Source organism: Pantoea sp. DY-15, assembly GCF_019795935.1.
In the GTDB taxonomy this organism is placed as follows: domain Bacteria; phylum Pseudomonadota; class Gammaproteobacteria; order Enterobacterales; family Enterobacteriaceae; genus Pantoea; species Pantoea leporis.
This window is the reverse complement of sequence record NZ_JAIMIF010000002.1, coordinates 162766-179518: the sequence shown is the minus strand read 5'-3', so window position 1 is coordinate 179518 and position 16753 is coordinate 162766. Positions and strand designations below refer to the sequence as shown.

At 54.4% G+C, this 16753-nt stretch carries 17 protein-coding genes; 8 read left to right on the top strand and 9 right to left on the bottom strand.

Annotation, left to right across the window (positions count from 1 at the left end; translation table 11 throughout):
- Positions 1 to 164: 164 nt before the first annotated feature.
- Together K5Y32_RS09505 and K5Y32_RS09500 are read right to left on the bottom strand one after the other, a co-directional pair.
- Positions 165 to 6137 carry an autotransporter outer membrane beta-barrel domain-containing protein gene (locus K5Y32_RS09505; RefSeq protein WP_222183177.1) on the bottom strand — a complete coding sequence of 1991 codons (5973 nt, stop codon included), beginning with the start codon at positions 6135 to 6137 and terminating at the stop codon, positions 165 to 167.
- A 289-nt stretch (positions 6138 to 6426) separates the two neighbouring features.
- Positions 6427 to 6888, bottom strand: coding sequence for an Lrp/AsnC family transcriptional regulator (locus K5Y32_RS09500; protein WP_222183175.1), 462 nt, complete (start codon positions 6886 to 6888; stop codon positions 6427 to 6429).
- A 267-nt stretch (positions 6889 to 7155) separates the two neighbouring features.
- Between K5Y32_RS09500 and K5Y32_RS09495 the strand changes: the two genes are divergently transcribed.
- Positions 7156 to 7578, top strand: coding sequence for a DUF2000 domain-containing protein (locus K5Y32_RS09495; protein WP_222183173.1), 423 nt, complete (start codon positions 7156 to 7158; stop codon positions 7576 to 7578).
- Here K5Y32_RS09495 and K5Y32_RS09490 read toward each other — a convergent pair.
- A complete protein-coding gene (locus tag K5Y32_RS09490) occupies positions 7575 to 8027 on the bottom strand; it encodes a helix-turn-helix transcriptional regulator (protein ID WP_255602529.1) in 453 nt (150 codons plus the stop codon). The genes K5Y32_RS09495 and K5Y32_RS09490 overlap by 4 nt on opposite strands.
- Before the next feature lie 40 nt (positions 8028 to 8067).
- On the opposite strand from K5Y32_RS09490, the gene K5Y32_RS25035 reads away from it, so the two are divergent.
- Entirely contained in the window at positions 8068 to 8259 is a 192-nt protein-coding gene (locus tag K5Y32_RS25035; protein ID WP_370634217.1) for a hypothetical protein, read from the top strand.
- Here the strand turns inward: K5Y32_RS25035 and K5Y32_RS09480 are convergent.
- A complete protein-coding gene (locus tag K5Y32_RS09480; protein WP_222183171.1) occupies positions 8256 to 8858 on the bottom strand; it encodes a helix-turn-helix domain-containing protein in 603 nt (200 codons plus the stop codon). The two genes, K5Y32_RS25035 and K5Y32_RS09480, sit on opposite strands and share 4 nt — an antisense overlap.
- 43 nt (positions 8859 to 8901) lie before the next feature.
- Between K5Y32_RS09480 and K5Y32_RS09475 the strand changes: the two genes are divergently transcribed.
- A complete protein-coding gene (locus tag K5Y32_RS09475) occupies positions 8902 to 9597 on the top strand; it encodes a B3/4 domain-containing protein (RefSeq protein ID WP_222183169.1) in 696 nt (231 codons plus the stop codon).
- 43 nt (positions 9598 to 9640) lie between these two features.
- Positions 9641 to 10102, top strand: coding sequence for a GNAT family N-acetyltransferase (locus tag K5Y32_RS09470; RefSeq protein WP_222183167.1), 462 nt, complete (start codon positions 9641 to 9643; stop codon positions 10100 to 10102).
- On the opposite strand, the gene K5Y32_RS09465 is transcribed toward K5Y32_RS09470, so the two are convergent.
- Complete coding sequence (locus K5Y32_RS09465; RefSeq protein WP_061719529.1) at positions 10099 to 10521, bottom strand: NUDIX hydrolase; 423 nt, start codon at positions 10519 to 10521, stop codon at positions 10099 to 10101. The genes K5Y32_RS09470 and K5Y32_RS09465 overlap by 4 nt on opposite strands.
- Before the next feature lie 88 nt (positions 10522 to 10609).
- Entirely contained in the window at positions 10610 to 11758 is a 1149-nt protein-coding gene (locus K5Y32_RS09460; protein WP_370635096.1) for an MFS transporter, read from the bottom strand.
- 175 nt (positions 11759 to 11933) lie between these two features.
- Here K5Y32_RS09460 and K5Y32_RS09455 point away from each other — a divergent pair, with 175 nt between their 5' ends.
- Complete coding sequence (locus tag K5Y32_RS09455) at positions 11934 to 12428, top strand: MarR family winged helix-turn-helix transcriptional regulator (protein ID WP_222183165.1); 495 nt, start codon at positions 11934 to 11936, stop codon at positions 12426 to 12428.
- Positions 12429 to 12519: 91 nt separating this feature from the next.
- On the top strand, positions 12520 to 13074 hold the full coding sequence (gene cybB, locus K5Y32_RS09450; protein ID WP_222183163.1) for a cytochrome b561: 555 nt from the start codon (positions 12520 to 12522) through the stop codon (positions 13072 to 13074).
- Here the strand turns inward: cybB and K5Y32_RS09445 are convergent.
- Both K5Y32_RS09445 and K5Y32_RS09440 read right to left on the bottom strand, forming a co-directional pair.
- Positions 13058 to 13411, bottom strand: coding sequence for an MmcQ/YjbR family DNA-binding protein (locus tag K5Y32_RS09445; RefSeq protein ID WP_222183161.1), 354 nt, complete (start codon positions 13409 to 13411; stop codon positions 13058 to 13060). The two genes, cybB and K5Y32_RS09445, sit on opposite strands and share 17 nt — an antisense overlap.
- 57 nt (positions 13412 to 13468) lie before the next feature.
- A complete protein-coding gene (locus K5Y32_RS09440) occupies positions 13469 to 14353 on the bottom strand; it encodes an alpha/beta fold hydrolase (protein WP_222183159.1) in 885 nt (294 codons plus the stop codon).
- Positions 14354 to 14439: 86 nt separating this feature from the next.
- On the opposite strand from K5Y32_RS09440, the gene K5Y32_RS09435 reads away from it, so the two are divergent.
- On the top strand, positions 14440 to 14796 hold the full coding sequence (locus K5Y32_RS09435) for a MerR family transcriptional regulator (RefSeq protein WP_110866970.1): 357 nt from the start codon (positions 14440 to 14442) through the stop codon (positions 14794 to 14796).
- 90 nt (positions 14797 to 14886) lie between these two features.
- On the top strand, positions 14887 to 16002 hold the full coding sequence (locus K5Y32_RS09430) for a metallophosphoesterase (RefSeq protein ID WP_222183157.1): 1116 nt from the start codon (positions 14887 to 14889) through the stop codon (positions 16000 to 16002).
- A 6-nt stretch (positions 16003 to 16008) separates the two neighbouring features.
- Here the strand turns inward: K5Y32_RS09430 and K5Y32_RS09425 are convergent, their stop codons facing one another.
- The gene (locus K5Y32_RS09425; protein WP_222183155.1) at positions 16009 to 16632 is read right to left on the bottom strand and encodes a TetR/AcrR family transcriptional regulator; all 624 of its coding nucleotides are present in this window, start codon (positions 16630 to 16632) and stop codon (positions 16009 to 16011) included.
- Positions 16633 to 16753: the final 121 nt, after the last annotated feature.

Here is a 16753-nt window from a genome sequence, read left to right as displayed (position 1 = left end):
ACAAGATCGGGTTAAAAGGATGAAATTCATAATCAGCATATAGATAGCGATAAATGTTTATTTCACAATGAAATAATCAATAATTGCTGCTGCATAGGGCATATCGCCCATGCTGAAGCGTTCAGCATGGGCGATATGAAGAAAACACATTGATGCGCTAAATTTTAAAACGACCACCTCACGCCCGCGTTATAGCGCCAGCCTTTGGCGCCGTTGCCGTCGATCTCTTTGCGGTAATCGGCTTCGGCATACAGCGCAACGTCCTTATTCAGCGTGGCGCTGCCGCCTAAACCAACGTCCCACATCTGACCAAACTTGCCACTTTCGAAGATTTGACTGCCTTCAGTATCCGCCGCACCGATTTTGGTTTTCGCGGTGCCGCCCCAGCCTTTGTAGTAATTTGCGCGAACGTAAGGCGTGTAGGCATTCTGGCTGGCGTCCAGCCAGGTGCGATCGAGACGCGCGCCGAGTCTGCCGATGGTTTGATCGTAATCGTTGTACGACACGCGCGTGCGATCTTGATCGGTGAAGCTATCCATCTTCATCTGCAGCCAGGTGATTTGCGCCTGCGGTTCGAGGCGCACGCCGTTGGCGAAGGTGAACGGATAGCCCGATTCCACCGACGCCGTCCAGCCATTGCCTTTGGGTGATGCCACCTCTTTCTGCCGGGCGATGTCGGTTTCACCGCGATACCAACCCCAACTCAGCGAGCCATCGAGGTAGAATCCGCTGTCGCGCAGCCAGGTGCCGTACAGCGAAATGCTGTCGCTGTCGAAGCTGGTGGAGCTGTAACCGTCGGCTGCGTGAGGACGAATGCGCGTGTTACCACGCGTATAGGCCACGCCACCGCGCAGGCTGTCTTGTGGGCCATCGGCGCGCAGTACGTTGCCGCCCAGCTGCACCGCGCTGTAATCCAGATCGAAGTCGTAGCCATAATCGGCCAAGCGGCGATTGCTTTGATATTTCAGATTGGAGCCGAGATAGCGGATAAACATCTCGCCGCCCACGGCATCGGACGCGGTTTGCTGCTGACGCAGTTCGCCGAGACGTTTATGCAGATCGTCGGTCACCGACAGCGAGTAATACGCCAAACCAACCGGCGCGGAGATGTAGGACGGCACCTGCGGCGTCACGGCCAGCCGCGCGGCACGCTGATTGCTACCCCCTTGTGGCTGGCACAGCGAACCGTCTTCACAGACAAAGGTATTAGCGAGCCGATAATCCCATGCACCGGATGTTGAACTGCCCGGCGCGAAGCTGGCTAAAACGTATTGCCACGGGCCGGACGCCACATAGCCGCTCTTGAGCGCAAAACTGGTTGCGCTGGCGCTGCCGGTTACCTGCGCCAGCGACACACCTTCGCTGGCGGCAATCACGCCATCGCGATTGCTGTCCAGCTGCGGGCCGCCGATCAGCGTATCGTCGATCAAGGTGGTGCCCGACACATTGCCGTTCACGCGCAGGTTGTCGCTCTGCGTGGCGGTAGAGTTGAGTTTCAGGCTGCCGCCCGCCGATGCCAGTTCGCCATCAATGGTTAAAACATTCGCCGCCGCGTTGCCGCCGTTGGTGAGGTCCAGCGTACCGGCGTTATTTACCACCAGCGAATCATCGGTCACGCCTTGCAGCAGCGGATTGACGTTATCACCGGCAAACAGCGTACTGCCGGCGTCGATATTAATGGTGCTGTGCGCGAGTTTGATGTTGTCGGTTAACGTCCATTGGGTGGCGAAGAAGTTTAGCGTGCTCCAGCCCGCGCCGAGGTTAGTGCCTTTGCTGGCATCATCGCGGCTAAACGAGCCGCCGCGCGCCGTCAGTTCGCTGAGATTGAGCGTGCTGCCAGCGCCGTTTTCGGTGGTGATGTGACGGGTATCGGCCAGGCTGACTCTCTGCACCGTTGCCTGATTCGCCGCACCATTGCCCATCGTCAGGCTGCCGTTCAGCGTGCCGCCGGTCACCACCAGTTCATCGCTGCCGCTACCGGTGTTCACATCGCCGACCACCGAACCATCGAGCAACGCGATAACATTACTGCCCGCGCCGCCCGCCACCACCACTTGATCCGGGAATGGTGCGTTGATGGTTCCCTGATTGATGAACAGCGTTTGCCCGCCGCGCAGATCAATCAGCGGCGACACGCGACTTTGTGAACTGATCGTTCCCTGATTGATCACCTGGCTGGCATTGCGGGTGACAATCGCCGAGCCGCCATCCGCATCGAGAATGTCGATCACGCCGCGAGAAATCACTCTTCCGTCGGTGTTAGCGCGAATACCGGTACCGTCGCCCGACACCATGATTGAGTAATCTTTACCCAGCACCAGATTGTTGGTGGTGCTGACACCATCGACATTTTCAAAAAGGTAGCCAGTGCCGCTGGTCACGTTGATGCGCACACTGCCGTTAGGATCCAACGATGTCGCGGAACGCACACCGTTGCCAGCATAAACATCCAACACCACGTTTTTCAGGGAGATATTGGTGCTTTCGGCAATATTGTTGATCGCGCTGGCACCGTAAGTCAGGATAGTTATGTCTTTGGCTTCAAAGCCGCGTGCACCCGGCTCCAGCCGCACGCCATCCGCACCGCCTCGCGCCTGAATGGTGCTTGCGTCCAGCCCATCGCCGACAATATTTAGCCAGCCAGCGTTACCAACGCGCACCGCTGCGATACCTTCATCGACCTGCAACCGGCCTTTTATCGGCTCGTATTGGTTATAGCCGCTGCCGACATCGACGCCGATGCCGGAAGCAACGTAGATACTGCCACGGTTGGTCAAATGACCGCCGTTGTAGATGCGCGCGCCGGTGCTATTGTAACCGGTGAAATTCACCGAGCCTTGCTGCTGATTGACCAGGTGCGCGCCTGAACTGACGTCAAACGCGGTAAGATTGTCGGCGCTGCCTATGATGGGTGCGGAGACGGATACTTGCGTTCCGCCGCCGCTGGCGATTGCCGCCCTGCTGTTTTCACCGTACATCGCAATGTTACTGGTGACGAACGCTTTTGCATTGTCGCTGGCACGCAGCACGGTGACATTTTTGCCCGTGGTGAAGTAACTATCGGTGCTGGACACCAACGCGCCCGGACCGCTGACATCGATGCCGGTGGTGCTGTTTCCATATAGCGCGACGCTGCCCGGCGTTGCGGCATCCAGCCACGCACCGTTAACGATCTCGTACAGGCGCGAGTTGTCGCTGTCGACAGAGATGCTGCCGCCGTGGGTGATCAAGCGCGTTCCGGGATCGGCAGCACGAAAACCGAATTGGTTGGGGTCGTGAAACTCCACGCTATTGCCATCTCCCAACTCCAACAAGCCGCCAGCAAACACCGATCCTGCCATCGCGTTTGTGCCGTAAAGATTGATAGTGCCGCTTTGGTAGATCCGCGCCAGCTCATTAAAGGCCACCACCCCTTTGCTGGTAAATAAGTTCATGCCATCAACGCTATACACGTTTAACAAACCGTTGTTGAATATCTGCGTCAAGGTTTGCCCATCACCGTATTGCGGATCGCCATTGGCATACAGGCCGGTACTGTTGCCTGTTACGGTAATTACGCCACGGTTAAAGGCGAACGCGCCAGATTCCGCACGAATCCCGGTGGTGTTTCTACCACCTAAAGTGATGTCGCCGGTGTTAATCAATTGCGCCTGATTTTTGACGATCAGCGCTTCCTGATCGTTAGCATCACCGCTCAGTGGCGCATGGTTGACCAACAATGTATCGGGATTGAACTGGGTTGCCGGATTGATGGCTTCGCCTTGTAAGCTGTACTTATTGCCGTCGGCAATGGCGGCCGTCGCGCCGACGCCAATCAATTTGATGCGCGCGTTAGCATCAATGGTGGCTTGCGCACCATCGGTAATTTCAATGCCACGCGCATACATGCCCGCAATATTAAACGTGCCGCCATTCGTATTCACGTCAGTGTACTGGCCGCTACCGTACACGCCGGTGGCGAAGCTGTTGGTCATTGAGAGCGTGCGGCCTGTGCCGTCGAAGTCTGCACCATCCTCAACGCGGAAAATCGTGCCGCCGTAAACCGATGAGAGATAGCTGCCGTTGGCGGGTAAATTGATTCTGGCGTTGGGACCAATGGCGTAAAAACTGATTTGTCGCCCGGTGAACAGACTTGAGCTGGGAACGGAAACGGGAATTGAATTGGCGCTGACATCAATGGCGGCACTGCCTTCCGCGCGAATACCAATGCCGTTGGTGCCGCCGAGGCGAATCGGCCCGGTAAGATTGGCGTACGCGGTGCCGCCGGGATCACCCTTCACCCAAACCGCCGTGTTATACGACGTTCCGTAGCGATCGCCATCGCCGAGAACGTTAATCGCACCGCTGGAATATGCTTCTGAATCATTGCCATCACGCGCGATGACTTTGAGACCGGTGCTGTTGAAGCCATTCACATTGATGGCTCCGGCATTGATCACTTTGTTACTGAGACTGCCGGAATCGAGCACCAACATGCCAACGTTTTCTGCCGGATTGGGCTGCGCCTGGCCGTTGATATCAATCACGCCGTTGTTGATGGTGGTCGCGTGCGGAGCCAGTTCCACGCGCATGCCTGTGGCATTTTGCACTTTGGATCCGATAACAATATTGCCATTATTGATGGCGCTGGAATCAAGCAGTTGCAAGATGCCGTTAACGCCACCGCTCATGTTGACCGCGACATCTTGCGTGGCATCACTTTTGCGATTTTGCGGTGAACGTCCGATGTAAATCGTGCCGTCTTTGGCGTTCACAAAGCTGCCTTGCCCATCACTACTCGGCATCACGCCAGACGCTGAGCCACCGTTGGAAACGTCGCTGACGCCGACATTAATATTACCGTGATTGACTACCTTACTGTTGTAGGTGGTGATGCCCGCGCTGTATCCCGCGCCGGGTTGCAGATTGATCACGCCACGATTTATAAATTTGCTGCCATACGCGGCGCTCACTGCGGTTCCACCGTTGCCGATAGTGCTGAGATCCACGCCGTTGCCATCAGCGTTATTTAGGAAGCCGCTGTTGATGACGCCGTTATTGAATCCACGAGCGCCCTTTAGTAATTCCAAACCCGAACCGGTGCTGGAAAGTTTGCCGTTGATAATCGCTTTCGCGCCGTTGCTGGAGCGCATCACCGCGCTATCGCTGTTTACCACTTCGAGCGTTTTGCCACGATTGATTTTGACTGTCGCTTTTGGCCGATCAGCGCTGAGTACCACTTGATCGAATATTGGCAACGCCACTTCATCATCGAAGTTATTCGTGCTCATGCGGTACACCACGCGGCCATCGCGCAGTTTGAAGGCTTTGTTAAATTCGGTGTTGTAGTTATCAGTAATGATATTGCCGTTGGCAAGTTGCTCGATCAGCCAGTCATTGTATTGGCGCAACTCACTGAGGTTAGTGACGTTGAATTGGGTAACCCCACCATCGTAAGTGCCAACGCTAAATTCACCAGCATATTCCACTACGTTGCCGACATCGTAAGCTAAACGATCGCCACCATAAGGCGTGGTGCCTGCGGTAAAAGTGATGCGGTTGTTTGAATTCCAGTTCAAATTCCCTTTCTTAGTGGCGGTAAATAACTGGCTTTGCTTCGCTGCCATCGACCAACTATTACTGGAGGAATTGATTGCGGCATTGTGCTTGCCAATATCGACATTCAAGGTTCCGTTACTAACAGACGCCACACGCGCATCGATATATTGTTTGTCATTAACATCAAAATAATCTGGCACCACTGTGTCGAGATTAACCGAAGATAAATCAACCAGTTCTGCGCTATTAAACACCTGATAATTGATATAGGTATGATAATTTGGGTCAAGTACGCCAATGGTGTAATTCTGCGGTCCAATTTGTAATCGTTCCGCACCAATGACGTTATCATTGATGATACGGCCTATTGATCGCAATTCACCAATCGTCACATTGCCTACGCCACTTTCGCCGGGCGTAAAGCGCAGCAATCCGCTCAGCGTTTGCGTACTGCCATTACATAAACAGTAAGCACCAACCTTATTGTCATTAATTTCAGGCGTATAAGGCTTTAATATCGCTGCTGTTGTCGGCAACACAGGGAACATCACGCCTTGCGCCGCCACAAGGCTCAGTAACACCGGATTTAATTTAAACACGTTGTTTTCCTCATGCAGAGAAAAGACAAAACGCGCACGGCTTATTACCGTTGCGCTTTAGGTTTGTTTAAGTAAGTGAATTATTTTGTTTCAGCTTTTTGATTTTTGAAATCGGGTGAAATGAGTATCTACGCTTTGTCTGGAAAACGTCCAATTTGAGTTAAGGAATTGTGAGATGGGAGAGAGGATTTAGGAGTTTAACTAAAAGAATAAAATAACACGATGGATCTAATTTAATGCAGCACCCTATTTAAATAGGGGGATATGCCCCTTATTATCGAGCCGATTATTAACCTAAGGGCCAGGCCGCCAATCCCTTTATCTCCTTCAGCACAAACATACTCTGCATCTCCTTTATCCCCGGCAATCTTCGTATAACCGACATGGCGAATTCCGCGTAAGCATCCATATCCGCCGCCACCACCTGTAATAAAAAATCCGCATCGCCGCCGATGCTGTAGCAGGAAACCACATTATCCAGCGCCATCACTTCTTGTTCGAATTTACGCGCTTCGGCTTCGCTGTGGCTATCAATGGTGACGCGTACAAACACCATCACATTAAGGCCAATCTTTTTTCGATTAAGTACCGCGCGATAACCCTGAATCACTTCGTCCTCTTCCAGCTTGCGTACTTTGCGCCAGGTTGGGGATGCTGAGAGGCCAATTTCGTCGGCGAGATGTTGGTTGGTGATGCGCGCGTCCTGCTGCAACTGCTGGAGGATTTTGATATCTGTCTTGCTTAAGCTCATAAATGGAAAATCCTTTCCTTTGTTTAGCGATTAAGGGATTTTTTATCCCTAATCCATTCCTTTTGCAACGTATTCAGAAAGCACTTTCCTTTAGGGCTGCGGCATACTTTTTGTCTGATGATTGCCGTCAGAATCATTGCGCGGATGTAGCCAGGTCGCCATGAATGGCGACCCTACGGCGTAGGGTGCGCATTAATGCGCACCGGAAATACCAGCGTTATTCGCAGAACCGCGTACCTATAACCCACTCAAAGTGAAGCCTGAATCATGAATTTCGACGCAAACACCCATCGCTGCACCATCGTGATTGATCAGCAACTGCCCGCCGGATTGGCGATGAACGCTGTCAGCGTTATCGGCATTAGTTTTGGAAAATTGATAGGAAATTTGGTGGGGCCGGAGCAGCAAAGCCTGGATGGCGTTAATTATCCCGGCGTCATCTACGCGCCGCTGCCGGTGTTATTGGCGGACGGCAATTATCTGCGCGAGTTGCAGCAAATAAGCGGCGCGGATAGTGAGATTTTTGCGATGCCGTTCAGCGCGCTGGCGCAATCCTGTAAAACGTACGAAGAATATGGCGAACGTATTGCTGCCGCGCACAGCGATCAGATCGAGTTGGTGGCGATCGGTTTGATCGGTCCAAAGAAGAAAATTACCCGTTTAACCGGCAATTTGAAGCTGTATCGCTAAACATCCTCTTCGGCGGCGAACCACGCAGGCGGCTGGCCGACGTAGCGACTGAACGCCACGCTGAAGTCGCTGGCGGAGCGATAGCCGACGCGCTCTGCCACTTCAGCCACCGCCATGCTTTTGCCGCGCAGCAAATTTTTCGCCAGCGCCATGCGCCACGTAAGCAAGTAGACCATCGGCGCCACGCCAACCGCTTCGCGGAAACGCACAAAGAAAGAGGAACGTGACAGCGCGGCGGCTTTCGCCAGTTCGGCCAACGTCCAGCTGTGCGCAGGATTGGCATGGATGGCGCGGATTGCCGCCGCCAGCCGTTCGTCAGCTAACCCGCTCATCACGCCCGGACACGCATTGCAGATCGGCATTGACCGCAGCGCTTCGATTAACAGCAGCTCTAGCAAGCGTTCCAGTACCACATGACGCGCCGGACGCTGTGCGCGGCACTCATCCATCACCAACTACACAAGCGTGGTCAGGCGCGATTCGCCGCGCATGGAGAACACGCAGCTTGAGCCGTATCAGCCGCTGTTAGATGGCGTGTTCAGCGCGATGCAGCAGCCTCAACCGACCACCAAGGCGCTGGATGTGGCGGAAGCGGTGTGGCGTGCGGCGACCGATCCGCATGCTCCGATGCGCATTCCAGCTGGCGAAGATGCGGTGGCGCTGGCGAACGAAGTGGATTAACTGTGAATTTCGGCGACTGCCATGGTGAAAACCAGCGGTAGTTCGCCGAGGTTCGCATAACTGTGCGGTGCAGCGGTTTTCGCCACTGCTGAACTGCCGCGCGGCACCTGCAAATGCTGTTCGTCAACCTTCAGCGTGAGCTCACCCTGCTCAACATGCAGCAGTTCGTAAGTGCGCTGCGGATGGCCCGGCGAGGCAAACTGTTCGCCGGGAAACATCTTCCATCGCCACAGCTCAATCATATCCGGCCCTTGCGTGCCGGCCAGCAAACACGCCGTGCCGCCCTTGTCGCCTTGCCACAGCACCGGAATGTCCTCTTCAGCCACCAGATGCGCCAGCGGATTGGCGGTGACATTCACAATATCGGCCACCGATATTCCCAGCGCTGCCGCCACTTTGCACAAAATGGCGATGCTGGGATTCGCGCTGCCTTTTTCAATCTCAACTAACATGCCTTTACTGACGCCCGCACGGCGTGAAAGCTCATCCAGCGACAGTTTTTGCTGTTGGCGGTAGCTTTTGACGCTGATTGAAACGGCGGCGCTGACATAGTCGATATCAGAACCCGTTTCGGTCATTTTATTGACTTTCATCTTCATCGGTCACTATCATGGAATAAATTAGTCATTAAAGGATTATGTTATGTTCGCCTTTCGCCCGTCAATCGATCCTTCCGTTACTGCTTTAGCGCCTGACTTTACCGCGCTCAGCATTTTAGTTCAGGCTGCACCAGTGTTGCGTCCGCAAGTTGGTGGGGAAGCCTTAGCGCAAGCTTGTCGCGATATGATGCAGGATGATTTTCCCTGGGTAGAAGCACATCTGACGCAATGGGCGGAAATGTTCAAACATATTGGTGCCAAACCGAAACGCACGCCCTGTTCGGCAGATGCATTGCGCAAGCGCGTGCAGCGCGACGGATCAATGGCAGCCATCGATCCTATCGTGGATCTCTACAATGCGGTGAGCATTCGTTTCGCCATTCCGGTTGGTGGTGAGAATGTGGCCGCTTACGTGGGCAACCCGCGGCTGACGCGCGCCGATGGCAGCGAACCCTTTGATGTCTATAAAGAAGGCGTCTTGAGCCATGAATTTCCCGAACCTGGCGAAGTGGTGTGGCGGGATGACGCAGGCGTAACCTGTCGTCGTTGGAACTGGCGACAAGGTGTGCGCACGCGTCTCAGTATTGAGCAAACGCAGATGTGGTTTGTGCTGGAGCGATTACCGGCGATGCCACTCGGAGCATTGCAACATGCGGGCGATATGCTGGAGCAAGGTATTCAGCAGATGATGCCCGGCGCTATTATCGAACGCAGTTTACTTGGCAATATCAATCACTAATCGCTATGTTGTCACTCTCGCCTGTCACCTTTGAGGAATCGGAATGCACATCAGCCTGCTGGCACAACAACCACAGTTTTTGGATGCGGTGACACAAATGCTGCATCGCGAATGGTCGGATTTCCCCAACTGGCGCGATGCGGCAGTGATTGAGCAGCGTTTAAAGGCGCGCAATGCCGCCGAGGCCAAAACGCTGACGCTGGTGGCCACCACAAGCGATGGCGAATTGATGGCCACCGCCAGCATTGTCCATTACGAACTGCACGATATCGCCGAGCGCGAGTTTTGGCTCGGCGAAGTCATTACTGCCGCAGCACATCGTGGTAAAGGATTGGCGAGTGGCTTGGTGACGCGTTTAATTACCGAAGCGCGTCAGCGTGGGATTACCGCATTGTGGCTGTATACGCCGGATCAACAAGCGCTCTATCGCCGCTTCGGCTGGCAGGATGTGGAACAGCGCGAGATTGCTGATGAAGATGTTACGGTGATGAAGTTGGTGCTCTAAGTCGATTTTGCCAACGCCTGCAGCGCCGCCAATCCATCGCGTGCCATCCATGTGCGCAGCGGCGCAAACAGCGGTTGTGGCAGATTCTCTGGTGCGAACCATTGCCAACCGTGGCACTTTTCGGGCTCCATCAGCTGCGGTTCACCGATTGCTTCCTGCGCCACCATCAGCAGCGTGATGTAGTGCTTGTTGACCTCGGGAAACACATCGCTAACGAACGCGCCGTTTTGCAGTTCACCCAGCTGTAAGCCTGTTTCTTCCAGCACTTCGCGACGCGCACAGGCTTCCGGCGATTCGCCAAACTCCAGATGACCGCCCGGCGCAGACCAGTCGCCCGCGCCGTGGCTGCCTTTGCGTTGTCCCAATAACAATTTGCCGTCGCGGAAAATTAAAACGCCGATTCCCACTTGTGGTGACATCGTTGCTCCTTGTTTTGCCAGGTCGTCATAAATGACGACCCTACGTGAAAAAATTGCCCCACGTTTTATCACATTCTGTGCCGCGCGTTTACCGCTGAGGTTTAAACCGCAGCGCCATTAGCATTAGTAACACAATGCCTACGCTCATGATTATCCACGCACTATCCAGCGAGGCGGCGCGGTCACGCACGATGCCAGCGATCAGCGGCATCAACGCCGCCAGCAAATAACCGCCGCCCTGCACGAAGGATAGCAATGCGCCCGCTTCTTCCGGCGTGCGCGCGTGATCGAGCGTGACGATCAGCGAGAGCGGGAACAGCGCGCCAATGCCTAACCCAAGCAGCAATGTAGGCAGCCACGCCTGCGCCCCGCCAAGCCACAGCAGACTGATCAAGCCCAGCAGAATCGAAGTTAACACCACCAGCAACGGACGGCGACGATCGCGGAAGCGATGAATCAACGCCGATAGCACAAAACCCGCGGCAACTTCCGTCAGCGTGAGCGCGCCCAGCACGTAGCCGCTTTGTTCAGGTTGCCAGCCGTGCTGCATGTAAAACGGCGGCAGCCACGCCAGCACCAAGGTGTACGCGCCGGTGCCAATGCCAAAGAAGATCATCAACAGCCAGGCACGCGGTGAGCGAGCAGTGCGTGGAGCCTGGCTACTTTGCATTGGCGTTACGCCGCGTGAAAACGTCAACCACAGCAACAGCGCGATGACTGCGGGGACAACAGGAATTGCCAGCGTTAACGTTAATCCTTGCGCATTCGCCAGTGGCGCGGCGCTGGCGGCGGCAATCGCTGCGCCCGCCATAATCCCGGTGGTGAACAGCGCCATCAGCGTGCCTGCTTTCGCACCAAAGTGACGTTTGATCTGCGCTGGCATCAAGGCCTGAATTAATCCGATACCGCAACCCGCCACCAACGCGCTGATAATCAATGCGGTGGCAGATTGGTCGAATCCACGCGCCACGCTCGCCAGCGCTAGCAACAGCAATCCGGCAGCGATACCGCGCACTTCGCCAAGCCGGCGCAACAGCAGCGGCCCGGCCAGCGCAGCCAATCCCATCATGATTACCGGCAATGTGGTGAGCAGGCTAAGCTGCGTAGCGCTGAGTTGCGCGTCGCGCTGCAGTAGCGGAAACAACGGCCCCATCGCTGCCATAATCGGCCGCAAATTCAGTGCGATAACAAAAACCAGTAAGGCAAACATCCCAACCGCGGGTAAAGTACGATTCACTATGCATCTCCATGCTCATTAAAAGTATCTTAACGTTAAGATACTTTTCGCAGCAGCAAAAGCCCATGCGCACAAAGCAACAAATGGGGATGTAATGTGGTCGCCATAAATGGCGCGTTTTTCGTAGGGTGCGCATTCATGCGCACCTTCTCAAGATAAACTGAGGAGTTAGCCGTTGACCGATCATGTCGATTTTGTGGTGGAACAATGGGCCAGCGCGATGCCGGAGCTGGATGCATCGTCGATGGCGGTTTTTGGCCGCATGCTGCGCATCATGAAACATTTGGCGAAAACCCGTGCTGAAGCGCTGGCGCCGTTTGGATTTCGCGATGGCGAATTTGATGTGCTGGCGACGCTGCGGCGCGCGGGCGCGCCCTATCGCTTATCGCCGACCCAGCTGTATAAATCATTGCTGATAACATCGGGCGCGATGACCAATCGGCTCAATCGGCTGGAAGAAGTGGGTTCGATTGTGCGCGTTGCCGATCCCGACGATAAACGCAGCATGCTGGTGGCGCTGACTGAAGAAGGATTAGCGAAGATCGAGCAAGCCCTGCTGGTACACACGCAAACGCAAAATAGCCTGCTGGAAACGCTGGATGCAGCGCAGCAAGCGCAGCTGAAAACCTTGCTGAGTCAATTGTTGGTGGCAACAGAAGCGGAAAGGTAAAAACGCTGTTGCTGATGTGTCAAATAATGAATTAATTCAGCGCATTTTCTATTAAAGTAACCGTCCCGCCAGGCCTTTTTACGGATTAGAGATGAGCAATAAATACGCCCCATCGCAGATTTTTCTTCATTGGTTGACCTTCCTGTTGGTCGTCACTGCGTATTGCACCATGGAATTTCGTGGCTTGGCGACGCGCGGTTCGTGGCAAGGCTTTGCGATGATTATTGGTCACTTCAGCGCAGGAAGTTGTGTGCTGGTGATTATGCTGTCACGCATCATGCTGCGTTTTCGCCATCGCAGCCCGGCAATTGTGCCAAAACCGCCGCATTGGCAAACCGGCCTGGCGCATCTGATGCATCTGGCGATCTACGTGTTTTTCATCGTCTTGCCGACGCTGGGGATTTTGTCGCGCTTCTATATGGGCCGCACCTGGTGGATTTTCGGCATTCCGATGCCGGTGAGTGGCGATCCGGATCCGGATTTCGCCGATACGATTGCGGGCTGGCATGAGACCCTAGCGCCTTATGGTTACTGGCTGATCGGTATCCACGCCGTGGCCGCGCTGGCGCACCATTATCTGTTCAAAGACAATACGTTAGTGCGCATGATGCCGTCGCGTCGCTCGCGCGCTAAAACGTCAGACTGAAGCTGTCATCCAGCAGCGCCAGAATCTCGCTTTCCGGCAAACCGTTCTCAAGCGTGATGCTCAGCCAATGCTCTTTGTTCATGTGGTAAGCCGGATAAACGCCGGGCAACTGGCGCAGCGATCCAATCAGTTCAGGCCGCGCTTTGATGTTCATCACGTCAATGAACGGCCCATCCGGCAAACCGAGTTTGTGACTCTCCAGCGGGAACACCAGCGCAAACCATTTGCGGTGCCGCGGATGACGCAGCACCGCATATTCACTGTGCTTTTTCCACGGATAATCGGGTTCTACCTGATAGTGCTGATTGATGTAGTCGAACAGCTGCTGGCGTTGCATGCATCCTCCGTGGTGAATGCGGGATAAAGGCCGCCGAAGATGGCGGCCCCTCAGACTTTATAAAGCTGAAGCAAAAGTTGCCAGTGTTCGATTAAAACGTGCAGATTCTTCGATAAATGGCGCATGGCCAGAATTGGCAAACATCTGTGTCTGAATACGCGGATTGATACTCTTTACTCTGGCGAGAGATGCAGCAGGATTCACCAATGCATCATGCTCACCGTAGATAAACAGCAGCGGCACACGCGAATTTTTTACTCCTTTTTCCAAGGCAATGGTCATGGTTGGCACCGCTCGTTGCATGGGCCATGCAGCCAGCGCGGCGTTAGCCAGCAGACGTTCAAAGGTTGTGCGGTCAGGTTGCTGATAGAAGCAAAGGTGTAGAAAGGCCCGCTCGCCATCCAGATGCGTTTTCAAATCACTTGCCGTCATTGCACCATACACTTCATGCGCCGGAATCAAAGTGGGATTAAGTTCTACCACACCGTCGACGTAGATAGCGCCACTGATATTACCGTCACCGTAGGCCGCCAGATAGTTGGTGATCACCGCTCCGCCTAATGACCATCCGACCAATAGCGGCTTATTTGCATGGCTTTGATTAATCACTGCGCGGAGATCGTCGGCCCAGCGTTTTCCATCGCGGTAAGCTGATTCTTGTTCAGGCTTGTCGGATAAACCGTGCCCACGCATATCGAAAGTAATCAGCCGATAGCGTTGCTGTAACTGCGCATCACTGATCTGTTTTTCCCAGTTTAAGTGGCTGCCAAGCAAACCGTGAATAAACACAATAGGTAAACCATTAGGATTACCTGATTCCTGTACTGCAAGCCTTACGCCATCTGGCGCGGTAATGGTGTACTGCTTCTCAGCGGCAAACAGCGTGGCAGAAAAGAGCATGAGAACGACGACAAACAGTGTGCGTTTAATAAGTAACAGCATAAAAAGTCTCCTTAAATGAATGATTCCCGGCTATCCTGAACCCTGACACTGATGTCAGAGTCAAGCCGCTTTATGGGGAGTCACTTATGCAGTTATCAATTGGAGAGCTGGCAAGAGAGACAGGCGTGAGCGTGCGCGCCATTCGTCATTACGATCGCCATCATCTGCTAACTTCAACACGTGCCTGCAATGGATACCGTTTTTTCCCGCCACAGGCGATAACCCAGGTGCGCCAGATTCAACGGCTGATCAATACCGGTTTCAGCATCGCCGAAATCTGCTCTTTTCCGGATTGTATGCGCATGATCGAAGGGGCAGCATTCTGCCCGGAAACTCAGGCTGTGCAATATAAGCGACTGGCGGATATTGAACGCCAAATTAGTGAACTCGAATCTCGCCGGGCATTGCTGATGGCCACGCTGGCTGAAGGCATCACCCGATGATGCGGTTTTATATCAACAGCGCGGTCAGTAATGTTCTTTGCGGATAAATTTTTGCGCTAAATCAGCGCTCTTAGACCAGGGAAGTGAGTGATGTTCCATCTGATTTTCAGCATACCGAGCTGGTATGTGATCGCCCGATTTTTGTTCCCGTTAGCCATGCCCTTGCTGTTAAAAATCATCCTGTCTTTGCTGGTGTTGCTGGTTTCGCAATATCTGCTGGTGAGCCGTTTTACCTCTGGCAGCATGTTCTCGCCGGAAATGCCGCGCGCCATCGTCATCCTGTTCAACTGGGGTTTCAGCGCCGTTTTATTCCTCGCGCTGACGCAATTTTTGATTGATGCAGTGGCGCTGGTTTCGCTGTTGTTCCGCCATCCGTTCGAAATCGTGCCCGCGGTGCGTTATGTGGCGGCGGCGTTTGCCTTGATTCTGGCCACGGTTGGCGTTTATCAGGCCATCCGCGTTCCGCCCATCAAAGATGTGACCATCGAAATCGACAACCTTCCGCGCGAATTCGAAGGCTATCAACTGTTGCAGTTAACCGATATGCACATCACCAAACTTTTTAATGAGAAATGGACGCGCGCCCTGGTGCAAAAAGCCATGACGCTGGACGTTGACTTGATTCTGGTCACCGGCGATGTGATTGACGGCACGCTGCAGAATCGTCGTGCGGACGTCGAACCGCTGCGCGGATTACACGCGCGCGATGGCGTTTTCGCCATCACCGGCAATCACGAATATTTCTTTGAGCAGGAGCGTTGGACCGCACATCTGGCGTCGCTAGGTCTGGAGCCGTTACTCAATCGCCATACGGTGATTAAACGCGATAACGCCGAGCTGGTGATCGCCGGCATGCCGGATACGTCAGCAGCACGACGTGGCGCAGTTGGCCCCGATTTGGAACTGGCGCTGGCCGGTGCGCCGGAAAACGCTCCGGTGATCTTGCTCGACCACCAACCGCGCAACGCCCGGAAAAACGCATTGAAAAACATCGATCTACAGCTGTCTGGCCACACGCACGGCGGCCTGATTGTTGGCTTCGATCGCCTGTTTGCCAAACCCAACGCGGGTTTCGTGTCGGGTTTGTATCAGGTCGACGGCATGCAACTCTACGTCAACAACGGCACCGCACTGTGGCCTGGCATGGCGGTGCGTTTGGGCCGACCATCGGAGTTGACCCGCATTACGCTGCAGCGCAAACCGTAACGCGCGTCAAGGTTGTGGGATTGCCCGCGAGGCATCCCACAATCTCATCATCTGCGCGATTCCGCGCTCAATCTCGTCTAGAGGAACGTCATCGCGCGCCAGCGTTGAGATTCCCAGCATAAAACTGTTGAAGCTGACCGCCAGGGAAAGCGTCGCCTCCTCATCCCGTAACTCACCGCTGCCGATCCCTCTTTCAACGCAATGCTTGATCCCTTCACGGGTGCGCATGCGCGATGCTTCAAGCGGTTTAAGCACGTGGCGATTTTCCTCAGAACATGAAGACATCACGCTTAGCGCCACCATGCATCCACGCGGATGCGCAGGATCGTACTGCATTCGGGCGGAGTTGAGCAGCGCGGTTTCCAGCGCCTGCCGAGCGGGCACGCGGGTATCCCACAAAGCTTCCGTGACCTGAGCATGGGTTTGCAAATAACAGTTCACGGCTTCAGCAAAGAGTGCCTCTTTCGATCCAAACGCGGCGTAGAAGCTTGGCGCGGTGATGCCTTTGCCTATTGAGGCTTTGAGCTGCGCCAGCGAGGTTGATTCATAGCCGTTTTCCCAGAAAAGGTGCATCGCTTTGATCACCGCTTCATCCCGATCAAATTGTCTTGGTCTGCCTGTTCTCATCATCACATCCTCCGCAATTTATACTAATCGATACAGAATTCATTGACAACGCACAGCTCGTCTCAGCAATATAAATACCGATCGATACATATATTCATGGCGCTTCGCGGCGCTGTTGCAAATC

Excerpts from the sequence above, each read along its gene's own strand:
- K5Y32_RS09500 (WP_222183175.1), bottom strand. The coding sequence starts at position 6,888 with ATGAGCTTAAGCAAGACAGATATCAAAATCCTCCAGCAGTTGCAGCAG.
- K5Y32_RS09495 (WP_222183173.1), top strand. The coding sequence starts at position 7,156 with ATGAATTTCGACGCAAACACCCATCGCTGCACCATCGTGATTGATCAG.
- K5Y32_RS09490 (WP_255602529.1), bottom strand. The coding sequence starts at position 8,027 with ATGGATGAGTGCCGCGCACAGCGTCCGGCGCGTCATGTGGTACTGGAA.
- K5Y32_RS25035 (WP_370634217.1), top strand. The coding sequence starts at position 8,068 with ATGGAGAACACGCAGCTTGAGCCGTATCAGCCGCTGTTAGATGGCGTG.
- K5Y32_RS09480 (WP_222183171.1), bottom strand. The coding sequence starts at position 8,858 with ATGAAGATGAAAGTCAATAAAATGACCGAAACGGGTTCTGATATCGAC.
- K5Y32_RS09475 (WP_222183169.1), top strand. The coding sequence starts at position 8,902 with ATGTTCGCCTTTCGCCCGTCAATCGATCCTTCCGTTACTGCTTTAGCG.
- K5Y32_RS09470 (WP_222183167.1), top strand. The coding sequence starts at position 9,641 with ATGCACATCAGCCTGCTGGCACAACAACCACAGTTTTTGGATGCGGTG.
- K5Y32_RS09465 (WP_061719529.1), bottom strand. The coding sequence starts at position 10,521 with ATGTCACCACAAGTGGGAATCGGCGTTTTAATTTTCCGCGACGGCAAA.
- cybB (WP_222183163.1), top strand. The coding sequence starts at position 12,520 with ATGAGCAATAAATACGCCCCATCGCAGATTTTTCTTCATTGGTTGACC.
- K5Y32_RS09445 (WP_222183161.1), bottom strand. The coding sequence starts at position 13,411 with ATGCAACGCCAGCAGCTGTTCGACTACATCAATCAGCACTATCAGGTA.
- K5Y32_RS09440 (WP_222183159.1), bottom strand. The coding sequence starts at position 14,353 with ATGCTGTTACTTATTAAACGCACACTGTTTGTCGTCGTTCTCATGCTC.
- K5Y32_RS09435 (WP_110866970.1), top strand. The coding sequence starts at position 14,440 with ATGCAGTTATCAATTGGAGAGCTGGCAAGAGAGACAGGCGTGAGCGTG.
- K5Y32_RS09430 (WP_222183157.1), top strand. The coding sequence starts at position 14,887 with ATGTTCCATCTGATTTTCAGCATACCGAGCTGGTATGTGATCGCCCGA.
- K5Y32_RS09425 (WP_222183155.1), bottom strand. The coding sequence starts at position 16,632 with ATGATGAGAACAGGCAGACCAAGACAATTTGATCGGGATGAAGCGGTG.